The organism is Rhodococcus sp. KBW08 (assembly GCF_003852455.1).
Lineage (GTDB): Bacteria > Actinomycetota > Actinomycetes > Mycobacteriales > Mycobacteriaceae > Rhodococcus_F > Rhodococcus_F baikonurensis.
In genome coordinates this window covers 1-20,315 of the sequence record NZ_QAJJ01000017.1, presented here as the reverse complement: position 1 = coordinate 20,315, position 20,315 = coordinate 1, and the positions used below count along the sequence as shown (strand labels likewise).

The following is a 20,315-nucleotide window of genomic DNA, read 5'->3' as shown; positions in this document are numbered from 1 at the left end:
GAAATAATCCCATTGATGCTTTACATTGGGAATTGCAAGATGCACGTTTCATCCTCAGTGTTAAACGAAAGGACGAACGCAATGGGTAGCTTGGAAGATTTCGACATCGCGGCACTTCTCCAGAAGGTCATCGCATTCTTCGACGGATTCTCGTCGGAAGAGACTGAGCCGACGGGCTAAGACGCCAACGGGCTAAGACTTACCGAAGCCGCTGCGCATCCGGATGTCACCGGATGCGCAGCGGTCTTTGTTCCGCTGCAAGCCACGCTGGGAACTTCCGCGAAATCTCGACCTCAATCTGTTCCTAGCTGGTCGCGTCTTTCTGGATCAAGAGCATCGCGTCGTCGACCGGATCGAAGTACAGAGCCGGGTCGGCAACCAGTGCAGCCTCGTCACCATGAGTTTGCATGGTGACAACCCAGGCGCGATCCTCGCGTTCGACATAGTAGGCACCTGCAAGGACGCCGATGGAGCTGCCGCCCTTGAATCCGCCGTAGGTGAACCATTTCGCGGACTCCTCACTGAGCGCCGGATCCTCGGCCAGTATGTCTCGAACCGGTGCGCCGGTCTCGGTCTTCGCCATCTCTTGTAGCGAGACCAGCGCGGCACGCAGGTCCGCGGGCGAGGCGAACCAGTCGATGTCGAAAGGCCATGCGGGGGTGGTGAATGCTGACACAGGAACGTCCACCAGGCCGCCGGGTTGTGCCGCCAGTATTGCTCGACGCTCGTCCGGGGTTCCGTCGCGCCAGGCGACACGTTGTGCGCCATCGTTGCCCCAGCCGAGTTGGAACAGTGCGCGGGTCGGCTTCAGCGGAATATTGAGCGAAGGATCCGCCATGCCCATCGGGGTGAACTCGGCTTCGACCTGCTCGCGCCCGACAGCAGCGATCAGCATGTCGGTGGCGGTGTTGTCGCTGATCGAGATCATCTTGCCGGCGGTTTCCCGGACCGTGACTTCGGTTCCGGACGGCAGGTCCTGCATGGTCCCGCCTGGCATCGACTTGAGGTCGTCGGTGACGGTGAGCTTCTGATCCCAGGAGAGTGTCCCGTTCTCGACAGCCGTCGCAACTGCGCCGAGAACGTACAGCTTGATCGTTGACCCTGTGGGCTGCGGTGAAGTGTCGCCGACGCCGAAGACCTCGGCGTTCTTTCCGCCGGTGACTTCGGTGACGGTCAAGTTCGTCGGCGCGGGAAGTGCTTTGACAGCTGTTTCGAGCTCTTGCCATGATGCGGCAGGCACATGATCGTCTTTGGCCGGTGTGATCGCCATTCCAAGGACCAATCCGTTGCCGTCGACGACGACGTTGATGTCGAATGCGCCGCCGGTGGCACTGGTGATGGAAACGGTGCCGTCGGTATCACCTCCCGTGTAATTCACTGGTGTCCAGGGCTGTCCGGCTCGGATGGAGTCGAAGTCCGGAGGCGTCAGGACGACGGGTGCGGTGGGTCCGAAGTGCTCGGCGATTTCTTCCTGGGTCAATGGCGTGCTCGTGTTGAAAGCACTGAGAAGCCAGGTGATCTGCTTGCCGACGGAGCTGTCGGGGATCGTGACTGTCGCAGGTGTATCGGAGGCGGAGCTCGTTGTGCTGTTCTCAGAGGTTTGTGCAGAATCGGACCCGGAGGTACATGCCACGAGGGCGAATACCGCTGCGGAGGCAAGTGCCACCAGCGTGAGCGGGCGACTCTTCCTGCGTGTGTGTTCGAGTTTCATGGATTCATTTCATCAGCGTTCTCTTCGGCGCGCGTCCGTCTGAGGTGTGGACATACTCAGCCTGAAGTACTGAATCGGTTCATCCTCGAGTACCGTCAACTCCTTGTGGTGGTGACACGCATGTTGAAGCTGGACAATAGGGAGAAATGCTGCACCCGAGTAACTTTCGTGATGACTGCGAGATTCAGTTCTTGGTTGCGGCCAGGAAAGTGGGCTGCGTCGACAGTGCGGCGATCTCTTCGGGGAGATCAGGAATCGGGCGATCATACAGATCTGCCAACTCGACCGAGTTGAAGCGTCGGACGGTCCAATTGTGTTCAGTCAACCACTGTCCCGGATCGGATCGTTTGTCGCTGTAGAACAGTTGCGAAATGTCCAGGTCTCCGAACGGACTCTGCGCAAAGTACTTGGATCTGATGGCCGCCAGCTTCTTCGGGTCCGTGCCGGCCGGAAAGTCGTTCACTGCCAACCGACTACCGGTCGCCGAGAGTTCGTCGATCCGCTCGAACAATGCATCGTGGGCAGCGCCGGGGAGGTACGCGAGCAGGCCTTCTGCCGACCAGGCAGTGGGGTCGTTCCGATCGAAACCAGCGCTCTCGAGCGCAGTCGGCCAATCGTTGCGCAGATCGGTAGGAACTGTGCGTCGATCGATTTTCGGCTGGGCATCGCGCGCGGTGAGCACTTCGGCTTTGAACTCCAGCACCTTTGGTTGATCTACTTCGAAGACTGTCGATCCTGGGGTCCAGTCCAGTCGATAGGCGCGCGAATCCAACCCTGCCGCAACGATTACCGCCTGCATGATTCCGGATTCGGTTGACGACAAGAAGAATTCGTCGAAGAACCGGGTTCGCAACCCCATGAAACCGCCGAAGGGGGTGTCGTCGAGGAGCGCGGGATCTTTCAGAAGAGCTGTGAAATGCGGCTCCGCTGCGGCCTCCACGAACCACGATGCGAATTGGTCCTCGATGATCGCGTCCGTGCGGGTGCTTTCCAATGCGCGGAACGTCGCCACTGCCAGCGCAGTGAGTCCGACACTACTGACGATGTCCCACGTGTCTCCATCGCTCCGCATTGCCTGGGTGTCCTTCCGCTCTGGGTGACTGAGCCGAACTCTCTCGACTTTACGCCCGAGCGACCGCTTGCCGCCTGGAACGGAACGGTCGGAACTGGGGCGCGGAGCGAGCAGCGCGTCAGTGCCGGAACATTCTGTAGTGCAAGGCGTTCGGTTTGAAGTAAGTCCTGCCAGGCATCTGCCAGGGTAGTGCCAGTGGACGGCCAGGATGCAGGACTTCACTGGGGTGTGCCCCGTTCGGGACAGCCAGAGGGAGTCTGGAGAAATCTTCGGAGAAGGGATCGATCATGGCTCGACTATTCACACCGGAACAACGTAAGAAGCACTTCTGGGCCAAGCTCGCAGTGACGGGTGCGGTATTGACGGTACCGATAGCCGTGCTCGCCGCGCCGGCCTCGGCGGATACGGTGAATCATGATGTAACGCAGACTGATAACAGTTGGTACGGAGATCAGGGTGGCGATCACTCGCACGATTGGGACCATGGTGGAAACGGCGGCTGGAACCAGGGTGATAACTGGAATCAGGGCAACGACTGGAATCAGGGCAACCAGAATCAATGGCAAGGCGGGCAAGGTCCGGCACCCGCGCCGATAGTGAACCCCTTCGCCGGACTGTTCGGTTCCAGCTGATCGGTCGTCTGCACGACGAATTTCGTTTCGAGACAGAGAGAATGTAAGCCCATGTTGCAGGAAGGCGCGCTCGAGGTGTTGGCCGCCGCGGCACGGAGCGGTAGCAATGAAGCCATGGCCGATTTGTACGCGGCGTTTCGTCCGATGGTTGTGCTGCGGTGCCGCGCCGAGCTTGATCGGACTGTCTCCGACTCCGCCGCGGATGCCTCGTGCCTCGCTGTTCTCGAGGCAGTGCGCGACGGATTGGAGTTGAATCAGCCTTTCCTGCGGTTGCTGTATGCGAGAACGAGCGTCGCGATTGCCCGGGCGGCACCCGACGGGTTCAGTGGCGGGCCGCTTCCGTCGCCAACGGCCCTTCCGGTTGTCGAACGCGATGTCCTGGTTCTGCGTCTGATCGTCGGCCTCGGCACCGAGGCGACCGCAACATCGCTTGCCCGTACGACGGACGAGGTGTCACTCGACCTGCATCGAGCGCTGCAGCGACTGCGAAAGTTGCCCTCCGCGAATGCAATCAGAAACATTGTGACTGGTCCCCGTGAAGTGGCCGGCAAAGGTCACCACCTTGGTGTCTGCCGAGGACCATCTGGGGGATCGCCCATCTCGGGCTGACGAATCTCGAGACAGTGCATGTCGTTCTTGCTTAGCCTGCGAGTCGAGTATGGTTGGATACCAATGTATTTCGAAGGATTCCAAGCTTTTCGACTTCCACCTCGACCTGGTCGCCTGGTTGCAGTAGCCATTGAGGTGAGCGTGCGTAGCCGACTCCCGACGGGGTGCCCGTAGCGAGAAGGTCCCCGGGGCGCAGCGTGAAGGTGTGTGAGATGTGAGAGAGCGTGTCGCCGACTGTATAGACCATTTCGTCGGTTCGGGCGTCCTGAACGATTTCGCCGTTGACGCGGGTTTGTATCCGAAGGCCGTCGCGCAGGTCTCCGACTTCGCTCGCAGGAACCATCGGTCCTAGTGGGCCGGATCGGTCACCGTTCTTTCCGAGTATCCACTGCGAGGTGAGTTTCTGTGCTCGTCTGCAGGTGAGATCGTTGAACGTCGAGTATCCGACGACAGCTGCAAGGGCCTCGTCGGGAGTGGCGTCGGTAAGCTTCCGCCCTACCCAGGCGACCACCTCTCCTTCCCAGTCGAGACCCTGCTCGTTGGCGGGAACGGGGACACCAGTGTCCCCGACAGTGAGGGAGTTGGGCCACCGGGCGAACAGAGTCGGATGGACGGGTAGGGGCTCCGCGCGGTAGCTCCCCTCTGCTACGTGGGCAAGATAGTTGAGTCCGACGCAGACCACTCTCGCGCCCGGCAGGACCGGTGGAACGAACTCGAAGTCGGTTATCGGCAGACGCGGGCCGGTCGGAGTCGTTGCGAGCTTGCCGGCGGGATCCGACCAGAACTCCTCGAGAGTGCACACGACACTCACCTGGGCACCGTCCTCGGACAGTTGAGCCACCTGAACTCCACGATCGGGTTGCTGAATCCCAACGATTTTCATCAGTTGCCTTTCAGGTTCGAATTAAACCTATAAACCTTCGGAGGTTTATGGTTTCATAGGACTATGCCTCACGAGACCCCAGATGGACAAGACGGACGCACACGACGGAGTTCTGTTGCGCCGAGTGACCCGATTTCTGTGCTGTCGAAATCCGCGGGGAGGGGGACCCGTGCCGAGCAGTTGGCAGCGGCGATCGACAGCCGGATTCGGGAGCAGAACCTGGAGTCCGGGGCACCGATCGGCACGCTGGAATCGCTTCGCAGCGAGACCGGATTTGCGTATTCGACTGTCAGCGAGTCGGTTCGGCTTCTTCGTGATCGGGGAGTGCTGGAGATTCGCCAGGGGCGAGGCGGCGGCTTATTTGTCGCTGAGAGAAGCCCAGTAGTTCGCTTGCGCCATACGTTGCTGAGTGTCGCCGAGGAGCCTTCGGTAGTCGCGGACGCTATCGAGTTGCGTGATCACCTCGAAATATTGATCGACACTGCTGCGGCTCGGCACCGAAGCCGGACCGACATCGCCGACTTGGGGGCACACCTGAAGCGGATGGAATCCGCCCTCGACTGGGACTCCTTCCTCCGAGCGAACTGGGCCTTGCACGAGCGAATCGCGACGATCGTTCCCAATGGCCTGGCGCGATCGGTCTACATCGGCACTCTGGGTCCGCTGCACGGCACGGCCACCGAATTCGACAACGAGCGTGCCGCCGCGGACTACCGCACCGAGAGGTTTCACATTCACGTCGAACTTGTCGACGCAATCTCCGCCGGCGATGTGGCTGCAGTAAATGCAGCCGTCGTACGGCACAACATTCCAGCCTGAAAGGACGATTCATGTCCGGTGAGTTCCGCTCACATCTGTTTTCTCACGATCATCGCCGACTCTCGAGTGTTCGAGGTTTGGATCCCTACGCCTATCGTGATGTGTCGAGTCGGCCTGGGACCTTTACCGGTGATCTCGTTGAGGGATGGAGGCCGCTATACCTCAACGAATTTCGGGGAGTCACCGAAAACGGCACGATCACGGACGGGCTTTACCCATTGACCGCAGTCACGCACCGTGAAGAGGCGCCGGTAGGTGAAATGGTGGGTGCCGCGAAAGATTTGATTTCGGAGTTGAGTGACGCCGATCGCTCAAGGATCAGTTATCCGATCGACGCTGTCGAGTGGCAGACGTGGGCAAACCCTGAATTCATGCAGTTCGACACAGGTGTGCGACTCGAGTTCCAATCACAACGCGTCAGACAGTTGGCCTTGCGGTTGGTCGAGGCGTCGCTGAGCCCGGAGGGCTTTCGAATCGTCCGAAACATGATGTTGATCAATGGTTTTCTCGGCGAGGTTGTCGGGTTGGAGACCATCCTCAACGAATTCAGTTACAACGTCGCTCTGTACGGTGAGCCGAGTGTCGTGTCGCCGTGGGGATGGCAGCTGTACGGTCACCACTGCGCGGTCAACTGCCTGATCATCGGCGGGCGGATGGTTGTAAGTCCGGTATTTCTCGGCGCGGAGCCCAACGAGATAGACGCGGGTCCTCACGCCGGCACCGAATCGTTTACTGGTCGAATCGAACTCGGGATAGAACTGATGGCCGCCCTCACGGACGACCAGCGGCGTGTGGCCACTGTGTACGGGCTGATGAACGATCCAGCCATGCCTCCAGGGCGAGTGCACCCCGGGGACGAACGGCACCTCGCTGGAGCGTTCCAGGACAACCGCGTGATTCCCTTAGAAGGCCTCCCTGTCGATCAAATGGACACTCGTGCCAGGCAATTAGTGCTCGCGATCGCCGAACAGTTCGTGGAATTGTTGCCCGCGGGACCTCGGACAGCTCGTCTGCGCGAGATCGAAGAGCACCTGGACCAGACATGGTTCTGCTGGATCGGCGGGCATCGTCCGGGGGACGTCTTCTACTACCGTATCCAATCTCCGGTCTTGATAGCCGAACTGGATCACCACTGCGGTGTCTTCCTCGACTACGACACTCCTCAGCCCTTCCATATTCACACGGTGATGCGCACTCCGCATGGCAACGATTACGGACGTTCCTACGTTCGGCAGTGGCAAGAGCAGACAGAATCGTGAACGGCAGTCAGCTCCACGGAGTCGTCTCGGCCAGACATTGGATTTCGAATCTACTTCACACGTACGTCGACTTTGCCGATCGCAAAGACATCGACGGTGCTGTGGGGCTCCTGGCTTCTGCCCGAGTGAGCTTTCCCGGGATGGGTTTCGATCATCCGGACGATGCGAAGAATTTCTTCGCAGACTTGTGGAAATCACCAGTGCCACATCGCCATGACGTCAGCAACCTCGTGGTGCTCCCCGGGGCGGGCCCCCGAGTGTGGAAAGCCCACGCGCACTACACTCGGTGGGTGTTCGAACCCGACCCTTGCGTGCACACCCTCGGTGAATACACGATGGTTGTCGACGAACGAGACTGGAGCATCATCGAGCTGACGGTGACCAGGACCTGGACGAGGAGCTAGTCGTGGCGAACATAGGCAGGGCCACGGTGATTCTGGATTCGATCGCCGAGAGTCGCTGGCCAATGACGCTGACAGACCTCGCCACCCGCACCGGACTTCCACGTTCGACGGTGCATCGAGTCATTCAAGCCCTCGAACGCGAGTTGTACGTCGTCCGAGTTCCGGACAGATCCGGATACATCTTGGGGCCCGGCTTACTCAAGTTCGGGATGAATGCTCACCTGCGGCTGCTGTCGGCCAACCGATCCCAGCTGGCGACGTTGGCTCGAACCGTCAACGAGAACGTGGAGTTGGCGATCTTCAGTGGTCGCGAGGTTGTCGTCGTCGATCAGATTGCCTCCCCGGAGAGGCTCAGAGGTGTCACCAAGGTTGGCAAGAGCTTTTCGCTGCATGCGAGTTGTATCGGGAAGGCCTTGCTTGCCCAGTTGCCGGAAGAGCAGGCAGTTGCGTTGTTGTCACCGGATCTACCGCGATTTACGGATAACACGATCACCGAACGAGCAGCGCTGCTGGGGGAACTAGCGGAAGTGCGCCGTTCCCACGTTTCCGTGGACATCGAGGAGCACGACGTAGGGATTTGCGCCGTGGCTACTGCAATGACCGGGCCGACGGGTGCCCTTCAAGCTATCGCCATTGTCATTCCGTCCGGTCGGTTCAAAATGAAGAAGGAACTCGCGATGGAAGGTCTCAAAGTGGTGAACAGTCAGGTAGATCTGGAATTGTCGCGAGCTCGACTCTGAATTCGACTGCTTGAGAGTATTTTTTCGTGTTGTACCGTGGCTTTTGCAGCTCGCGCGAATCAGTTCCCGCCTCCTGCGCGGAGGTCGGGAACTGATTCGTGTTCAGTGGAATTCTTACCGTCCGATGCCTCTGTCTGCAAAACAAAGTGCACAGACCGCGACCACGCACACGGCCGCGGCGTTCGCGAATGTACTGAACAATCCGACGGCCCCGCCCGACATGATGGCGGTACCACCGATTACCGGGCCCAAGAACGCCCCGACGAATGATGTCCCGTTCGACCAACCGAGGGCAGTTGCTCGTGCCGGCAACGGGTAGATGTCAGCTGTGGTCGTGTGCACCAGATTCATCGTGGAATGGCCGCCGATGCCCATCAGTGCCACGCAAATCATGGTCGCCGTCATCGATGTCGGGAGATAGACCATACCGAGAAGTCCGACAAGCGTGCACGCACTGGTGCCTATCGCCACGACTGAGGCCCCGCGGCGGTCGGCGGCCCACGCACTGAAAAAGGATCCGAGCACTGCGGCGCCGGTCAGGGTGAAGGTGATCACAAGAGCGGTGTTCAGCGAGTACCCCAGGTCAATCATCGACTGCGCTGCCCACACGTTGAGCCCCTGCCACGCAACCATGTTGGAAATTGCGCATACCGCGACAGTCAGCGCGATCAAGGACCCGCGCCCGGTGAACAGTGCGGCAATCTTTTCCCGACTGGACCATAAACGCCCCGCCACCTCTTGGGCAGTATCGGTCGGGATATCGATCATCACGACGGCGGCGAGGATCACCAGGGCAGTACATGCACCGATGAAGAACATCGGGCGCCATCCGAACGCAGGAAGCACCGGAATTGCGAGCAACGACGCGACCACGCCACCGAGCGGAATACCTGCCATCGTGATCGTGACAACCAACGACGCCCGTGACGAATCCGCACTGTTGCGGGCGACTGTCATTGCAGTGGTGAGCGCGCCGCCGACACCGAACCCAGTGACAAAGCGCCCCACTGCGAGCATGACGATGCTGATCGACGCTCCGGTGATCACGGCTCCGAAAGCGAACAGAGCGATGGCAACGATGAGAACCCACTTTCGACCGGAGCGTTCGGCAGCGAGAGGGGCCAGTACAGATCCGGCGATGGCTCCGATATAGACAAGCCCGCCGACCAGTCCTGCTTGTTGATCGGTTATGCGCAGGTACGAGTCTTCCAACAGCAACGGAATAACAGATCCGTAGACGATCAGGTTGAATCCCTCGATCACGGTGATAACCATGCACAACCCGATTACGGCGGGGTTGGATCGAGTCTCCCCACATTCATCGGTACGGGCGGGTGCGTTGAGATGCATGTGTTGTCTCTCCAGATGGTGAGCCCGATTCGGGCGGTCGATGTGATGCGTGCCATCGTCCGATGTCGACTTCTCGGGCGTAACCGTTTAGTCCCGGAAACCGGGACAAGTGGGGTGACGCGCAGCACACCTGACTCATACCTTCAGCTCGTTGGAAAAACGCAATCCCGAGGAGCTGAATCAATGGACCTGTCAGAAGTCGCCGCTCTACTCGACCCGAAGCCTTTGCAATTGGAGATGGGATACGAGCGACTGCCGTCTGGAGGACTGCACGTCGCAGTACGTACGGATATGCACGGTTGCACCGGTGAGATGCTCGAATGGTGGGTTCGCTGGCGTTGCGACACACAGAAATACGTCTGGTGGCATCCCATCGACCACACGTACAGCAGTTGGCAGGGTGATCTCTCGGACGACACTCATATCGGCAGCGAGCACGTAGTCACCGAATACTTCTCGGGGCAGCCTGCCGATGATCTGGTCATTCAATTTCGGGATCCGTCCGAGTTCTTCGACGAAGAGCCCTATTCCAAAGCAAGAGAATCCGGTGCCGTCTCCGGAGTGGTTGTCGGGAGATTGGGGGTCACCCATAATCCGCCCCGCCTCCCGGATGGGCGCGTGCTCGGCGGCAGGCTACTGCACATTGCTCGCGATACCGAGTGGGGGATGGCGCTGCGAAGTCACTTCTTCATCGGACATGATCTCGAGGCACTCGGGCAAACCGCCGAACAGATTGCGGCGCAAGCAACTGTGGAGTTCGGTCAGGGACTCCTGCAGCACGCGTACGACGAGTTCACATTTTTGTCTCGTTTCCTGCCCTCGCTTTACGTAGCCGAGAACCGGGACATATCTCCGCCGCGAGCGCCGTGGTGACGACGGTTGTCTCGATGCTCGCCGGGGTCGTGCAGACGTTTCCTGCGGCATCGAGAATTCGGCTCGTCCTGATTTCCGGGACCCGATCCGTGACATATGGAATTGACGAGTCGATCATTGTTTACAACATCAAAGCTATTTCACCAGAACGGAATTCGCTGTGCAGAGTGTCAACGCCGAAGCAACGAGGATAGCTGCTGACGTGATGATCGTCGGTTTCGGGCCGGTGGGGAAGCTTCTCGCCGTCAAACTCGCTCAGAAGGGTCACGCTGTCGTCGTGGTGGACCGCAATGAAGTCGGATACCCCCTGCCGCGTGCGGTAACCCATTGCGCCGATTTCGCCCGCATCCTGCAGTCGGTCGGGTTGGCGCCGGACACCATTCCGGAGATAACCGAACCCTATGACGACATGTATGTGTGGCGAAACGGTGACGGCCGGACACTGGTGGAGGTCGACTGGAGTGGTAGAGGTGAATCCGGTTGGTACAACACCTACTTTTTCAGTCAGCCCGCGTTGGAAGGGGCCCTTGACTCCATTGTCGCGGGGTTGCCCAACATTCGCGTGATGAGGGGATGGGAAGCGGTGGCATTGACGCAGAATTCGGAACTGGCAACGGTAGTCGTTCAATCCGTGGAGAGCGGTAGGTGCGTCACCGTTGATGCGCGATGGATCGTCGGTGCAGACGGGGCGAACAGTCGCGTTCGTCAATGGGCCGACATCGACTGGCACGACGAGGGGTACTTCCACGATTGGTTGGTTGTCGATGTCAAACCTGTGGCTGGAACCAGTTTCCCGAATGTTGCCGCGCAGAATTGCGACTATCGGCGCCCTTCCACGATGGTTCCAGGTGGTCCGGGGCGCCGTCGCTGGGAGTTCATGCGACTGCCGGAAGAGAGTCGAGAATCGCTTCAACGCGAAGACACCGCATGGGAACTGCTCGAGCCGTATGGGCTGACCCCCGACAATGCAGTCCTTGAACGACACTCCGTGTACACGTTCCAGGCTTGCTGGGCGACGCGATGGCGGCGTGGGCGCGTGTTACTCGCCGGCGATTCTGCGCATCTCATGCCACCGTTCGCCGGACAAGGTCTGGGCGCTGGTGTTCGCGACGTGATGAATCTGTCGTGGAAGCTCGACGCGGTGCTGCGTTCGGCGGCGGACGACCACCTGCTCGATACGTATGGAACAGAACGACTTCGACACGTACGTGCTTTTGTGCAGTTCTCGACGGAACTAGGCCAAGTCATCTGCATGTCCGACCCGCAGCAAGCCGCTGAACGTGATGCCCGGATGATCGCGGACTGGACTGCAGGAATGAAGGCACCTGCTCCGCCACGACCAGGGCTTGGCCCAGGGATTCATGTTGGGACTGCCGGCGGCAGTCTGGCGTTGCAAGGTCAGGTTCGAATCGGAGATGGCGCAGTAACAATGTTCGACGACGCGTTCGATGGGCCGGGCGCATTGATTTCACGCACATCGGCCGCGCTGCGAGATGTGCCGGAGACGATGCGAACAGCTCTGGCGGAGTTGGGGATCGACCTCGTTGCGCTCGTTGGAGACGAATCGCCGGGCGTCACCCTTGTCGACGACGTCGACCTCACCTATACGCGCTGGCTCGATGATCAGGACGCAGATGTCGTTCTGGTCAGACCGGATTTTCACGTCTACGGCGTTGCAGGAATGCATCACGCAACCGAGCTGGCAGCAGGATTCCTCCACAGGTTGCGAGCGCAGGAACCTGCTCGGACGCTCGCCTGACAGCTCTACCGCTACGCCGACTATCGACAGGAAATTTACATGATCAATTCAGCGACGGACGACATCGATTCGGTGGAATCATCGTCGAACCACTCCGAATCCGATGTTCGAAGAGGACCTTTGGCAGGCATAGTCGTTGCAGACCTCACGCGCGCACTCGCGGGACCTCACGCGGCAATGATGTTCGGCGATCTGGGCGCGACGGTCATCAAGATCGAGACACCCGGTACCGGCGACGATACGCGGGGCTGGGGACCGCCTTTCATGGAACCTGCAGGTGCACAGCGAGAATCGACATACTTTTTGTCCGCAAATCGAAACAAGAAGTCGGTCGTAGTTGATCTGAAATCTCACGAGGGCCTTGCGCTACTGGAATCCCTTGTCGCACGCGCCGACGTTCTGATGGAGAACTTTCGGACCGGCGTCCTCGATCGGTTGGGGCTTACAGCCGAACGACTTTCGGAGCTGAATCCGCGACTCGTAGTGCTGTCCATCAGTGGATTCGGTCATGACGGACCGGAAGGCGGGCGTGCGGGGTACGACCAAATTGCCCAGGGCGAGGCTGGTCTGATGTCTCTGACAGGTTCGGGTCCGGACGACTTCCAAAAGGTCGGAACCCCGATAGCCGATCTACTGGCAGGGATGTACGGCGCATTCGGTGTTCTCGCGGCACTGCAGGAGCGAGCGCGAACCGGCGTTGGGCAGACGGTACGAACCTCTTTGTTGGCCGGCATAGTAGGTATCCACGCCTTCCAGGGAACTCGATTCACCGTCGCTGGTGAAACTGGTAAGGCACAGGGTAATCACCATCCGTCGATCTGTCCCTACGGGCTCTTCCCTACGGCAGACGGTGTAGTTCAGATTGCGGTTGGCAGTGAAGGACTTTGGAGGCGGTTCTGCTCCGGCTTCGGTTTTGACCCAGATGCCCCTGGGATGGCAGGCAACTCCGAGCGGGTTCGAAACAATAAGGTGGTTCGCCAGCTCATCGAGGAGACATTTTCGAAGTATGGTACAGACGAGTTGCTGCTTGAGCTCGATCGAGCGGGTATTCCGGCGGGGCGTGTTCGTGGAATCGACGAGGTGTACCGCTGGGAACAGACTCGTTCGCAGGGGTTGATGGTCGAAGTCGAACACGAAAGCCTTGGCCGGATTACGCTTCCAGGCCCCCCACTCCGATTCTTCTCTGTGGACGGGATCGAGGTCACCAAAGATTGTCATTCGGCTCCACCGCTGCTCGGCGCGGACAACGCCTTTGTCGCCAGTTGGCTCAGCGAAGCAATCCGATGAGACCGACATCGGTGGTTCCGGCTCTGAGACATCGTCGGCGCGACGCCGGGTCTGTGAGTGTAGCGTTCGACGGCCCGATCGTGACCGTGACGATCGGCACTGGACGTCGTCGAAACGCTTTGAACGGTGATGCTTGGAAAGATCTCGCACTTAGGATCATTGGCGTCTCGACCCATGCATCGCTCGGCGTTGTCGTCCTCCGGGGCGTCGGCGATACCTTCTGCTCCGGGTCCGATGTCACCGAGTGGGTCGGTGCCCGTGCTGAGGACGTCGAGGAGTCGTTCGCGCAAATGGAGGCAGCTTTCCGCGCTATCGAGGCTTGCCCGGTTCCTGTCATCGCTCAGATTTCCGGCGTGGCAGCCGGAGCAGGCTGTCAGTTGGCGCTCTCCTGCGACATTCGAGTCATCGCGACTTCCGCCAGAATCGGCATGCCTATTGCGCGTCTCGGGATTCGGCCGAGCCCGGCGTTCGCGGCGCGCCTTGTCCGTGCTGCGGGACCTGCAGTGGCCGCTGAACTGCACTACACCGGACGACTTCTGCAAGGATCGGAGGCAGTGACAACAGGTTTGGCGAATCGGTGTGTGACAGACGACCTGCTCGCGTCGAGTGTTCGGGAATTGGTAGAGGAGATTGGTCGGCAGCCGACATCGGCCGTGCGTGCGGCGAAGGAGGCATTGATCGCTGCTACAGGTTCAGCACCACGGCACGCCCTCGGTCCGGCCGTGAATTTGCGCGACCTCCAACTTGGCATCGCGCAAATTCTGCACACTTGAGTCGACGCGAGGTTACTGGCCGGCGATGTACTCGATCGACGGTCCCGCAGTCCAACCGCCGTCGACGGCGATCTCGGAACCTGTTGTGTACGAAGCATCGTCGGAAAGCAGGTAGGTGACTGCACCGACCAACTCCTCCGGGCGACCGACGCGTCGATACGGATTGTTGGGGAATGCGCCTTCTTCGAGGCTGATGCCCGTCGGTGCAGTCATGGGTGTCAAGACCATGCCGGGGTGAACCGAGTTGACTCGGATCTTGTCGCGACCGAGTTCGACGGCAGCGATCTTGCTCAGTCCACGCACGCCCCACTTGGCCGCACCGTACCCACTGGTCAGAGCCATGCCCATCAGGCCGGCAGCCGAGGAGATGTTCACGATGGATCCGCCACCTGCTGCCTTCATGAACGGGACCACCGTGTGGATGCCGGTGTGTACGGACACGAGGTTGATCTGGATGATCCGCTGGAACGTTTCGAGGGGCTCATCGGCGACCGTCTGGCCGGACGCGGAGATCCCGGCGTTGTTGACCAGACCGTTGATGGCGCCGAACTCGGACACGGTGAACTCGACGGCAGACTTCCACGACCCTGGGTCGGTGACGTCGAGATGAACGTAACGCGCTGCGTCGCCGAGAGATTCGGCTACTGCTCGACCGTCGTCGTCGAGTAGGTCGCCGATGACGACGCGGCCGTTACCCGCGACGATGCCGCGCGCAAACGCCTCACCCAGGCCGCGTGCGCCGCCGGTGACGAGTACGGTTTTTCCGGAGAGATCCTGAGTCATGATTGTTCCTTACCAGTTGGATGTGAGAGATACGACGTCGAAAACGCGTCGAGTGCACGGTTGATTGCCGCGGGCGCTGGGGTTCGGTGGTCTGCCATTTCCCGTAGTGCTGCGACCACCGCGAGCGTCGCCTGACCCGCAGCTGCGGTGGTGTCGAGCGAGGTTTCCGGCCGATCGATCAGCCGGGCCACTTCGGGGCGAATGAGTTCCATCGTCTCGAAAGTCGCTGACTCCCAGACTCTCCGGAGTGCAGCATCACTGAAGATGATCGGCATCAGTGACCGTGTCATGGCCTCGAAAGACTCGCCGACCGAGGCGACGAAGGCGTTTTGGACAGCCGGCGCAAGTCCCGAATCGCGTGGCTGCTCACCGAGTGCGGCGGCGAGGCTCCGGTTGCCGTCGTCGAGCATCGGCCAGATGCTCTCCTCTTTGGTGGCGAAGCAGCGGTAGAACGTGCGCTCGGAGATTTCCGCACGCTCGGCGAGTTCGGCGATTGTCGTCGAAGTGTCGCCGCGTTCGACGAAAGCGGCAGCACAACTCTGCGAGACGCGGAGAAGTAGTGCGGTGCGGCGGGCTGTTGCCATATCCGCACTGTACCAAAAGTGGCAGAAACTGCCATATATGGTTGCAGTTGGTCAGCCGGTGCTGCCTTCGACGCCGGATACTTCCTGCTCAACGACGCTCTTGAAGTTCAGCAGCGTCTTGCGGATGTTGCCGTGCTGAAAGTCGGCGAACGTCTTTCCACCGGTGGCAACCTTGTCGAACAACTCGGCCGCAAGGTCCGGCCAGCCGCGCCTGTCGTCGGTCCACGTTTCGGTGACTCGGGTTCCGCCGGGCACCGGCGAGAATCGGAACTGCCAGGTTGCGATGGCGGCAGGAATCCGCGGCGTGGAGAGGCCTATCTTGTGAACGCGGAACTCGAAGAGCTTTCCGGCGTCGGCAGCGGTGACTGTGCATCTCGTGGTCCACTGTGCGCGCCCACGTTTGTTATGTCCGTCGAACTCCATACCCAGGAATGCGCTTTCGCGATCTCCTCGCAAGGTCGCGCCCAAGTTTTCGGGACTCCAGGCACCCATACGAGTGGGATCGCTGATGAGCTCGTAGAGGGACAGCGCGTCGGCATTGACGACGACGCTGTCGGAGACGGTAAGTACGCGAGCCATTTCGGTTTCAGTTTCTTTCTGTCGAGCGTGTGTGAGGTGAGTATGACGATCGGTGGTTTCGCGAACAAGATGCGCAGCGGCGCATGAACCCGTCGAGCTGATCGGAGTTGGACTACAGGTGCGGTTTCAGTTGGATCTTGACCGCTCCTTCCTGTTTCTTCTGGAAGATCTCGTAGGCGTGTGGCGCCTGATCGAGCGGCAGCTGATGAGTGGAAAAGCTGTCGACGCCGAGTGGGTCGTCGTCAGTGAGCAGGGGCATGATGTCGTCTACCCACTTCTTGACATTCGCCTGGCCCATCCTGAGCTGAATCTGCTTGTCGAACATGGTCATCAGCGGCAGTGGGTCAACCATGCCGCCGTAAACACCGATCAGAGAAACGGTTCCACCGCGCCGAACGATGTCGATGGCTGAATAGACAGCACCGAGGCGATCGATTCCTGCGTTACGCATCGCAGGCGCGGCTAGAACATCGGGGAGAAGTCCGACGAACTGCTGCGCGAGCTTTCCGATCGGAGACCCGTGCGCTTCCATGCCGACAGCATCGATGACCGAGTCGGTTCCACGGCCGTTCGTCGCATTCCTGACGGCGTCGCCGATCTTGCTGCCGTAGTCGTCGAGATTGAGGGTTTCGATCCCACGTTCGGCAAGGCGTGCAAGGCGTTCGGGTACACGGTCCACGCCGATTACCCGAAATCCCTTGTGGTGGGCGATGCGAGCCGCCATGTCACCGATCGGTCCGAGACCGAGGATTGTCACGGACCCACCCGGCGGGATGTCGGCGTATTCGACCGACTGCCAGGCTGTGGGCAGCACATCGGAGAGGTAGACGAAGCGCGAATCCGCGGGACCTTCGGGAACTTTGATGTGTGTGAAGTGTGCTTGCGGCACTCGTAGGTATTCAGCCTGACCACCTGGCACCGATCCGTACAGTTCGGAGAATCCGAACAACGCTGCGCCGGTTCCCTGATCGCGGACCTGAGTCGTCTCACACTGTGTGTAGAGGCTCGAATCGCACATGAAACAGTTGCCACACGAGATCTGGAACGGGATCACGACGCGATCGCCTATCTCGAGGTTCGTGATCTCCGACCCGACTTCTTCGACGATGCCCATCGGTTCGTGACCGAGAATGTCGCCCGCATTCATGAACGCACCCAAGGTCTCGTACAGGTGCAGATCGGACCCGCAGATGTTCGTCGTGGTGACCTTGATGATCGCGTCGGTGGGTTCGACGATCGTGGGGTCCGGAACCGTATCGACGCTTACTTTCCGTTTGCCTTGCCAAGTCACTGCGCGCACTGGAATCGACCTCTCATCGTGGAACTGCTGTTCGCACTCACCTGCCCGAAAGCACTGAAATGCAAACAAAATCGGTGAGGGTTGCGAGAAGTCCTGAGCGCGTTAGATTGAGATGGAGCTGGGTCCCGGTCTTTGCGCCGGCTCCAGGACCTGGACCACGAGATGATGAGGACAATCGTATGACCGACAAAGACGACAACGACCAGTCGCCCAAGGGTGGGCACCCAGGGCCCGTGGACAAGGGCGGCGACGGCGGAATGGCAACGCGAGAACAAGCACCTGAACTGGTCGAGGACTCCTCCGACAAAAAGTCTGACCAGGAGTAGTTTCCTTTTACCCGGTGTTGGGTAACAACGGGGATAGGCCGCATCGGACCGTCCCGGAATCAATGCGGGCGAGGTTCCTCGAGGTTGAGCAGCCAGCCACGGGAACCGCCTCAAGCAGATCCCTCAACCCTGCAGATCCCTCAACCCATTAGTGATTCAAACCTGCAGCAGCAAGTGATCGAACCGGGTACGCAGAAGCGCCGGGACCCGGAAGTCGTCCAGCGCACGAACGATTAACTGCTCGGCAACATCCCTGAGTTTCACGTTGGTCTCTTGGGAACGCCACACGAGAATATCGAAGGCACGATCGGCTGAAATGCCGTAGATCACCATGAGCATGCCTTTGGCTTGCTCGATGACTCCGCGGGACGTGGCGATTTCGTTGACCAGTTCGTCGACGGATGCCTTCACGGTGCTGTCGAGGGTTTCGGTGACGTCGATGTAGAAGCCGGAGCTACCGATCACATCCCCTGACTCGTCCACGATGCTGTCGCCGACGACGATTACCGAGTGAGTGTCTCCGGCAGTGTCGATGATGCGGTGTCGGCTGCTGAACGGGCCGCCTGAAGTGCGGATGGCATGCAGTGTCTGAGCAACGTGTCTTCGATCGTCCGGATGCTTGTGCGAGAGCATCAATTCCGTCGTCGGAGCTACCTGGTCTGGTTCGTAACCGTGAATTCGCGCAACTTCGGCTGACCACTCCCAACGGTCGCCGTTGCGGTGATAGAGAAACCCACCCACTCGGTGTGGAGCCCCCGATTCGGAAGTCCGCCCCAACCCGTCCTCGTTCACCACACACGCCCCTCGTTCTCGACCTCGTCCCAACCGGCGTACTCGCCAGATAGTTATATCGGACAAATCCGGCGGAGGTGGTGTCGGTCCCACATTTCGGAGCGAGGTCTGGACGCTAGCTGTGCGGGTCGGTGTCGGTGTCGGTCTTACGTCACTCGTGGGCTGAGACGATGCCGCTGTGTCCATTCGGTGAGCGCCGCGGTGATTGCTCCTGGCTGATCCTCGGGGGCAAGATGCCCGGCGGGACCGCACTGAATCACCTCGAGGTTGGTGATGTTCGATCGGCACCACGCGACTTCGTCCGGTCCGATCATGAGCAGTTCGGCTGGTCCGCTGAAGGTGAGAAGGAGTTTGGGTACCTCGCTGCTTGTGGCAAGCCATTGGCTGTACGCCGACACGCGTGCCGTCACTTCGGCGGGAGTTCCCTCGATGGGGAAGGATCGTGGCCACGCGAGAAGGGGTCGGCGACTCTCGGGTGACGGGTAAGGGGCGCGATAGGCGTCAGCATCTGTTTCGGGTAGAGCTCCGAGAACTGTTCTGTGAAGCGCAATTTCGAGAAAGAAATTCTCGTCGAGCACCTTCGTTTCGCCGGTGCCCGGGGCCCTCAGCGCTTCAACCCGCGCTCGTGCGTCTCCCGGGAAGTGTTCGTCCCAGGTCATCGGACGGAGGATCGTTTCGAAGAAGGCCACACCTCGGACGCGATCGGGGTGGCGGGCGGCCCAGTCGAGAGCGAGTGCTCCACCCCAGTCGTGCCCGACGAGTACGACGTCGTCGATCTTCATCTCGTCGAACCATGCATCGAGGTAGCGGGCGGAGTCGAGGAAACCGTAGTCGATGGCCGGTTTGCCGGAAGCCCCCATGCCGATGAGGTCCGGAGCGAGTGCATGGCCGAGATTTCCTATGTCTGGCAGTATCTTTCGCCACAAGTGTGACGATGTGGGGTTCCCGTGGATCAGCACGAAGGGGGTGCCTGCGCCGCACGAGTTGTAAGCCATGGTCGAGTCGAGCACGGAAATTGCGGCCATTGCGACTCCTCAAATAGTTTCCATATACTCTATATTGAGATAGTAGCCATGTACTCTATATGCATGCAAGATCGAGAAACATGGACGACTGGCTCGCTGGTGTGGCATCTTGCCTTGCGCTGGCGGGCGGGGGTTGACAGAGCGATTGCGCATCTCGGGTTGACTCACGCCCAGTATTCGGTGCTTGCGTCCCTGCACGGTTTGGTGAGTGCGGGGGAGAGGCCCAGCCAGCGGGAACTCGCCACGCACACAGGGTTGCAGCGAATCTACATATCCAAGCTCGTGCGAGCTTTGGAGAAGGGGGGATTTGTCGTCAGCGAACGCGACGACCGCGATGGGCGCGCCGTTCGCCTCGATCTCAGTGACGAGGGAGGACGAGTCATCGTGCTCGCCAAAGGCATTGTCCGCGAATTGGATGCGGAGAATACTCGCGTGCTGACGGAAGCCGGTGGACGTGAGCTTGCCGAACTTCACCGCGCCCTCGGTGCATTGCTCGACGCCACCGAAGCCGGAGATGAATGAAGTCCGAACTACTTACCTGGCGTTACGTTCGGCGATGACGGCGGCGGGTTCAGGTGAGCCGGCCGACTGGGGCCTGAGGCTGTCGGCGCCGATGTTGTAGACGTCGCTCGTCGTGGTGAGTGAGTTGGACGTGGTGGACGAGGGAAGCCCGGCACGCCAGTTGACGATTGGATTCAGAACGCCGAACGGGCCGCACCCGGACGCTGTCGGGACTGTGAAGGGCTGTCCGGTGT

General features: G+C 60.0%; 22 protein-coding genes and 1 pseudogene. 12 read left to right on the top strand and 11 right to left on the bottom strand.

The genetic code is table 11. From position 1 onward, the window contains the following. Positions 1–304: 304 nt before the first annotated feature. Positions 305–1,711 (bottom strand): serine hydrolase, encoded by a 1,407-nt coding sequence (locus DBV08_RS20780; RefSeq protein WP_124568699.1) that lies wholly within the window; start codon positions 1,709–1,711, stop codon positions 305–307. A gap of 184 nt (positions 1,712–1,895) precedes the next feature. Continuing rightward, positions 1,896–2,783: an SAM-dependent methyltransferase gene (locus DBV08_RS20775; protein WP_095971330.1), complete on the bottom strand. Its 888-nt coding sequence runs from the start codon at positions 2,781–2,783 to the stop codon at positions 1,896–1,898. 287 nt (positions 2,784–3,070) lie between these two features. On the opposite strand from DBV08_RS20775, the gene DBV08_RS20770 reads away from it, so the two are divergent. Beyond that, positions 3,071–3,415 (top strand): hypothetical protein, encoded by a 345-nt coding sequence (locus tag DBV08_RS20770; protein WP_124568698.1) that lies wholly within the window; start codon positions 3,071–3,073, stop codon positions 3,413–3,415. Between the two features lie 51 nt (positions 3,416–3,466). Beyond that, positions 3,467–4,024 carry an RNA polymerase subunit sigma gene (locus DBV08_RS20765; RefSeq protein ID WP_124568697.1) on the top strand — a complete coding sequence of 186 codons (558 nt, stop codon included), beginning with the start codon at positions 3,467–3,469 and terminating at the stop codon, positions 4,022–4,024. Positions 4,025–4,055: 31 nt separating this feature from the next. Here the strand turns inward: DBV08_RS20765 and DBV08_RS20760 are convergent, their stop codons facing one another. Next, positions 4,056–4,907, bottom strand: coding sequence for a fumarylacetoacetate hydrolase family protein (locus DBV08_RS20760; protein ID WP_124568696.1), 852 nt, complete (start codon positions 4,905–4,907; stop codon positions 4,056–4,058). A gap of 63 nt (positions 4,908–4,970) precedes the next feature. Between DBV08_RS20760 and DBV08_RS20755 the strand changes: the two genes are divergently transcribed. The 4 genes from DBV08_RS20755 to DBV08_RS20740 are packed head-to-tail and all read left to right on the top strand — an operon-like array spanning position 4,971 to position 8,129. Further along, a complete protein-coding gene (locus DBV08_RS20755; RefSeq protein WP_260395676.1) occupies positions 4,971–5,726 on the top strand; it encodes a FadR/GntR family transcriptional regulator in 756 nt (251 codons plus the stop codon). 11 nt (positions 5,727–5,737) lie between these two features. Further along, positions 5,738–6,985, top strand: a complete 1,248-nt coding sequence (locus tag DBV08_RS20750) for a DUF3500 domain-containing protein (RefSeq protein WP_124568695.1) — start codon at positions 5,738–5,740, stop codon at positions 6,983–6,985. Further along, on the top strand, positions 6,982–7,389 hold the full coding sequence (locus DBV08_RS20745) for a hypothetical protein (protein WP_124568694.1): 408 nt from the start codon (positions 6,982–6,984) through the stop codon (positions 7,387–7,389). Before DBV08_RS20750 ends, DBV08_RS20745 begins: the two co-directional genes overlap by 4 nt. 2 nt (positions 7,390–7,391) lie before the next feature. Further along, positions 7,392–8,129: an IclR family transcriptional regulator gene (locus DBV08_RS20740; protein WP_124568693.1), complete on the top strand. Its 738-nt coding sequence runs from the start codon at positions 7,392–7,394 to the stop codon at positions 8,127–8,129. A gap of 114 nt (positions 8,130–8,243) precedes the next feature. Here DBV08_RS20740 and DBV08_RS20735 read toward each other — a convergent pair whose 3' ends face one another. Beyond that, positions 8,244–9,479, bottom strand: coding sequence for an MFS transporter (locus DBV08_RS20735; protein WP_124568692.1), 1,236 nt, complete (start codon positions 9,477–9,479; stop codon positions 8,244–8,246). Positions 9,480–9,662: 183 nt separating this feature from the next. Between DBV08_RS20735 and DBV08_RS20730 the strand changes: the two genes are divergently transcribed. The 4 genes from DBV08_RS20730 to DBV08_RS20715 all read left to right on the top strand — a co-directional run bounded on the left by DBV08_RS20730 (position 9,663) and on the right by DBV08_RS20715 (position 14,171). Beyond that, a complete protein-coding gene (locus tag DBV08_RS20730) occupies positions 9,663–10,352 on the top strand; it encodes a DAPG hydrolase family protein (protein ID WP_124568691.1) in 690 nt (229 codons plus the stop codon). A gap of 160 nt (positions 10,353–10,512) precedes the next feature. Beyond that, positions 10,513–12,111, top strand: coding sequence for a bifunctional 3-(3-hydroxy-phenyl)propionate/3-hydroxycinnamic acid hydroxylase (locus tag DBV08_RS20725; protein ID WP_124568690.1), 1,599 nt, complete (start codon positions 10,513–10,515; stop codon positions 12,109–12,111). 39 nt (positions 12,112–12,150) lie between these two features. Next, positions 12,151–13,398 (top strand): CaiB/BaiF CoA-transferase family protein, encoded by a 1,248-nt coding sequence (locus DBV08_RS20720; RefSeq protein ID WP_260395675.1) that lies wholly within the window; start codon positions 12,151–12,153, stop codon positions 13,396–13,398. A 53-nt stretch (positions 13,399–13,451) separates the two neighbouring features. After that, positions 13,452–14,171 carry an enoyl-CoA hydratase/isomerase family protein gene (locus DBV08_RS20715; RefSeq protein WP_260395674.1) on the top strand — a complete coding sequence of 240 codons (720 nt, stop codon included), beginning with the start codon at positions 13,452–13,454 and terminating at the stop codon, positions 14,169–14,171. Positions 14,172–14,183: 12 nt separating this feature from the next. On the opposite strand, the gene DBV08_RS20710 is transcribed toward DBV08_RS20715, so the two are convergent. From DBV08_RS20710 to DBV08_RS20695, 4 genes are all read right to left on the bottom strand, one after another. Continuing rightward, positions 14,184–14,954, bottom strand: coding sequence for a glucose 1-dehydrogenase (locus DBV08_RS20710; RefSeq protein WP_095971327.1), 771 nt, complete (start codon positions 14,952–14,954; stop codon positions 14,184–14,186). Next, the gene (locus DBV08_RS20705; protein ID WP_095971326.1) at positions 14,951–15,538 is read right to left on the bottom strand and encodes a TetR/AcrR family transcriptional regulator; all 588 of its coding nucleotides are present in this window, start codon (positions 15,536–15,538) and stop codon (positions 14,951–14,953) included. The genes DBV08_RS20710 and DBV08_RS20705 overlap by 4 nt, the downstream gene beginning before the upstream one ends. A 51-nt stretch (positions 15,539–15,589) precedes the next feature. After that, positions 15,590–16,117 (bottom strand): SRPBCC family protein, encoded by a 528-nt coding sequence (locus DBV08_RS20700; protein WP_095971325.1) that lies wholly within the window; start codon positions 16,115–16,117, stop codon positions 15,590–15,592. Positions 16,118–16,229: 112 nt separating this feature from the next. Next, positions 16,230–17,417 (bottom strand): zinc-dependent alcohol dehydrogenase, encoded by a 1,188-nt coding sequence (locus DBV08_RS20695; protein ID WP_124568688.1) that lies wholly within the window; start codon positions 17,415–17,417, stop codon positions 16,230–16,232. A 179-nt stretch (positions 17,418–17,596) separates the two neighbouring features. On the opposite strand from DBV08_RS20695, the gene DBV08_RS32350 reads away from it, so the two are divergent. Beyond that, positions 17,597–17,743, top strand: a complete 147-nt coding sequence (locus DBV08_RS32350) for a hypothetical protein (protein WP_166813326.1) — start codon at positions 17,597–17,599, stop codon at positions 17,741–17,743. 156 nt (positions 17,744–17,899) lie between these two features. On the opposite strand, the gene DBV08_RS20690 is transcribed toward DBV08_RS32350, so the two are convergent. Both DBV08_RS20690 and DBV08_RS20685 read right to left on the bottom strand, forming a co-directional pair. After that, on the bottom strand, positions 17,900–18,538 hold the full coding sequence (locus DBV08_RS20690) for a PAS and ANTAR domain-containing protein (RefSeq protein ID WP_095971323.1): 639 nt from the start codon (positions 18,536–18,538) through the stop codon (positions 17,900–17,902). A gap of 143 nt (positions 18,539–18,681) precedes the next feature. Beyond that, positions 18,682–19,560, bottom strand: a complete 879-nt coding sequence (locus tag DBV08_RS20685) for a haloalkane dehalogenase (protein WP_095971322.1) — start codon at positions 19,558–19,560, stop codon at positions 18,682–18,684. 63 nt (positions 19,561–19,623) lie between these two features. On the opposite strand from DBV08_RS20685, the gene DBV08_RS20680 reads away from it, so the two are divergent. Then, on the top strand, positions 19,624–20,082 hold the full coding sequence (locus DBV08_RS20680) for a MarR family winged helix-turn-helix transcriptional regulator (RefSeq protein WP_172436599.1): 459 nt from the start codon (positions 19,624–19,626) through the stop codon (positions 20,080–20,082). 12 nt (positions 20,083–20,094) lie between these two features. Here DBV08_RS20680 and DBV08_RS20675 read toward each other — a convergent pair. Beyond that, positions 20,095–20,315 (bottom strand): annotated as a pseudogene (locus tag DBV08_RS20675) (hypothetical protein); the annotation flags it as partial.

What these genes read in the sequence shown, in the direction of transcription:
- DBV08_RS20765 (WP_124568697.1), top strand. Translation starts at nt 3,467, where the DNA reads ATGTTGCAGGAAGGCGCGCTCGAGGTGTTGGCCGCCGCGGCACGGAGC.
- DBV08_RS20775 (WP_095971330.1), bottom strand. Translation starts at nt 2,783, where the DNA reads ATGCGGAGCGATGGAGACACGTGGGACATCGTCAGTAGTGTCGGACTC.
- DBV08_RS20680 (WP_172436599.1), top strand. Translation starts at nt 19,624, where the DNA reads ATGCAAGATCGAGAAACATGGACGACTGGCTCGCTGGTGTGGCATCTT.
- DBV08_RS20760 (WP_124568696.1), bottom strand. Translation starts at nt 4,907, where the DNA reads ATGAAAATCGTTGGGATTCAGCAACCCGATCGTGGAGTTCAGGTGGCT.
- DBV08_RS20735 (WP_124568692.1), bottom strand. Translation starts at nt 9,479, where the DNA reads ATGCATCTCAACGCACCCGCCCGTACCGATGAATGTGGGGAGACTCGA.
- DBV08_RS20750 (WP_124568695.1), top strand. Translation starts at nt 5,738, where the DNA reads ATGTCCGGTGAGTTCCGCTCACATCTGTTTTCTCACGATCATCGCCGA.
- DBV08_RS20770 (WP_124568698.1), top strand. Translation starts at nt 3,071, where the DNA reads ATGGCTCGACTATTCACACCGGAACAACGTAAGAAGCACTTCTGGGCC.
- DBV08_RS20730 (WP_124568691.1), top strand. Translation starts at nt 9,663, where the DNA reads ATGGACCTGTCAGAAGTCGCCGCTCTACTCGACCCGAAGCCTTTGCAA.
- DBV08_RS20720 (WP_260395675.1), top strand. Translation starts at nt 12,151, where the DNA reads ATGATCAATTCAGCGACGGACGACATCGATTCGGTGGAATCATCGTCG.
- DBV08_RS20700 (WP_095971325.1), bottom strand. Translation starts at nt 16,117, where the DNA reads ATGGCTCGCGTACTTACCGTCTCCGACAGCGTCGTCGTCAATGCCGAC.
- DBV08_RS20710 (WP_095971327.1), bottom strand. Translation starts at nt 14,954, where the DNA reads ATGACTCAGGATCTCTCCGGAAAAACCGTACTCGTCACCGGCGGCGCA.
- DBV08_RS20685 (WP_095971322.1), bottom strand. Translation starts at nt 19,560, where the DNA reads ATGGCCGCAATTTCCGTGCTCGACTCGACCATGGCTTACAACTCGTGC.
- DBV08_RS20705 (WP_095971326.1), bottom strand. Translation starts at nt 15,538, where the DNA reads ATGGCAACAGCCCGCCGCACCGCACTACTTCTCCGCGTCTCGCAGAGT.
- DBV08_RS32350 (WP_166813326.1), top strand. Translation starts at nt 17,597, where the DNA reads ATGACCGACAAAGACGACAACGACCAGTCGCCCAAGGGTGGGCACCCA.
- DBV08_RS20755 (WP_260395676.1), top strand. Translation starts at nt 4,971, where the DNA reads ATGCCTCACGAGACCCCAGATGGACAAGACGGACGCACACGACGGAGT.
- DBV08_RS20780 (WP_124568699.1), bottom strand. Translation starts at nt 1,711, where the DNA reads ATGAAACTCGAACACACACGCAGGAAGAGTCGCCCGCTCACGCTGGTG.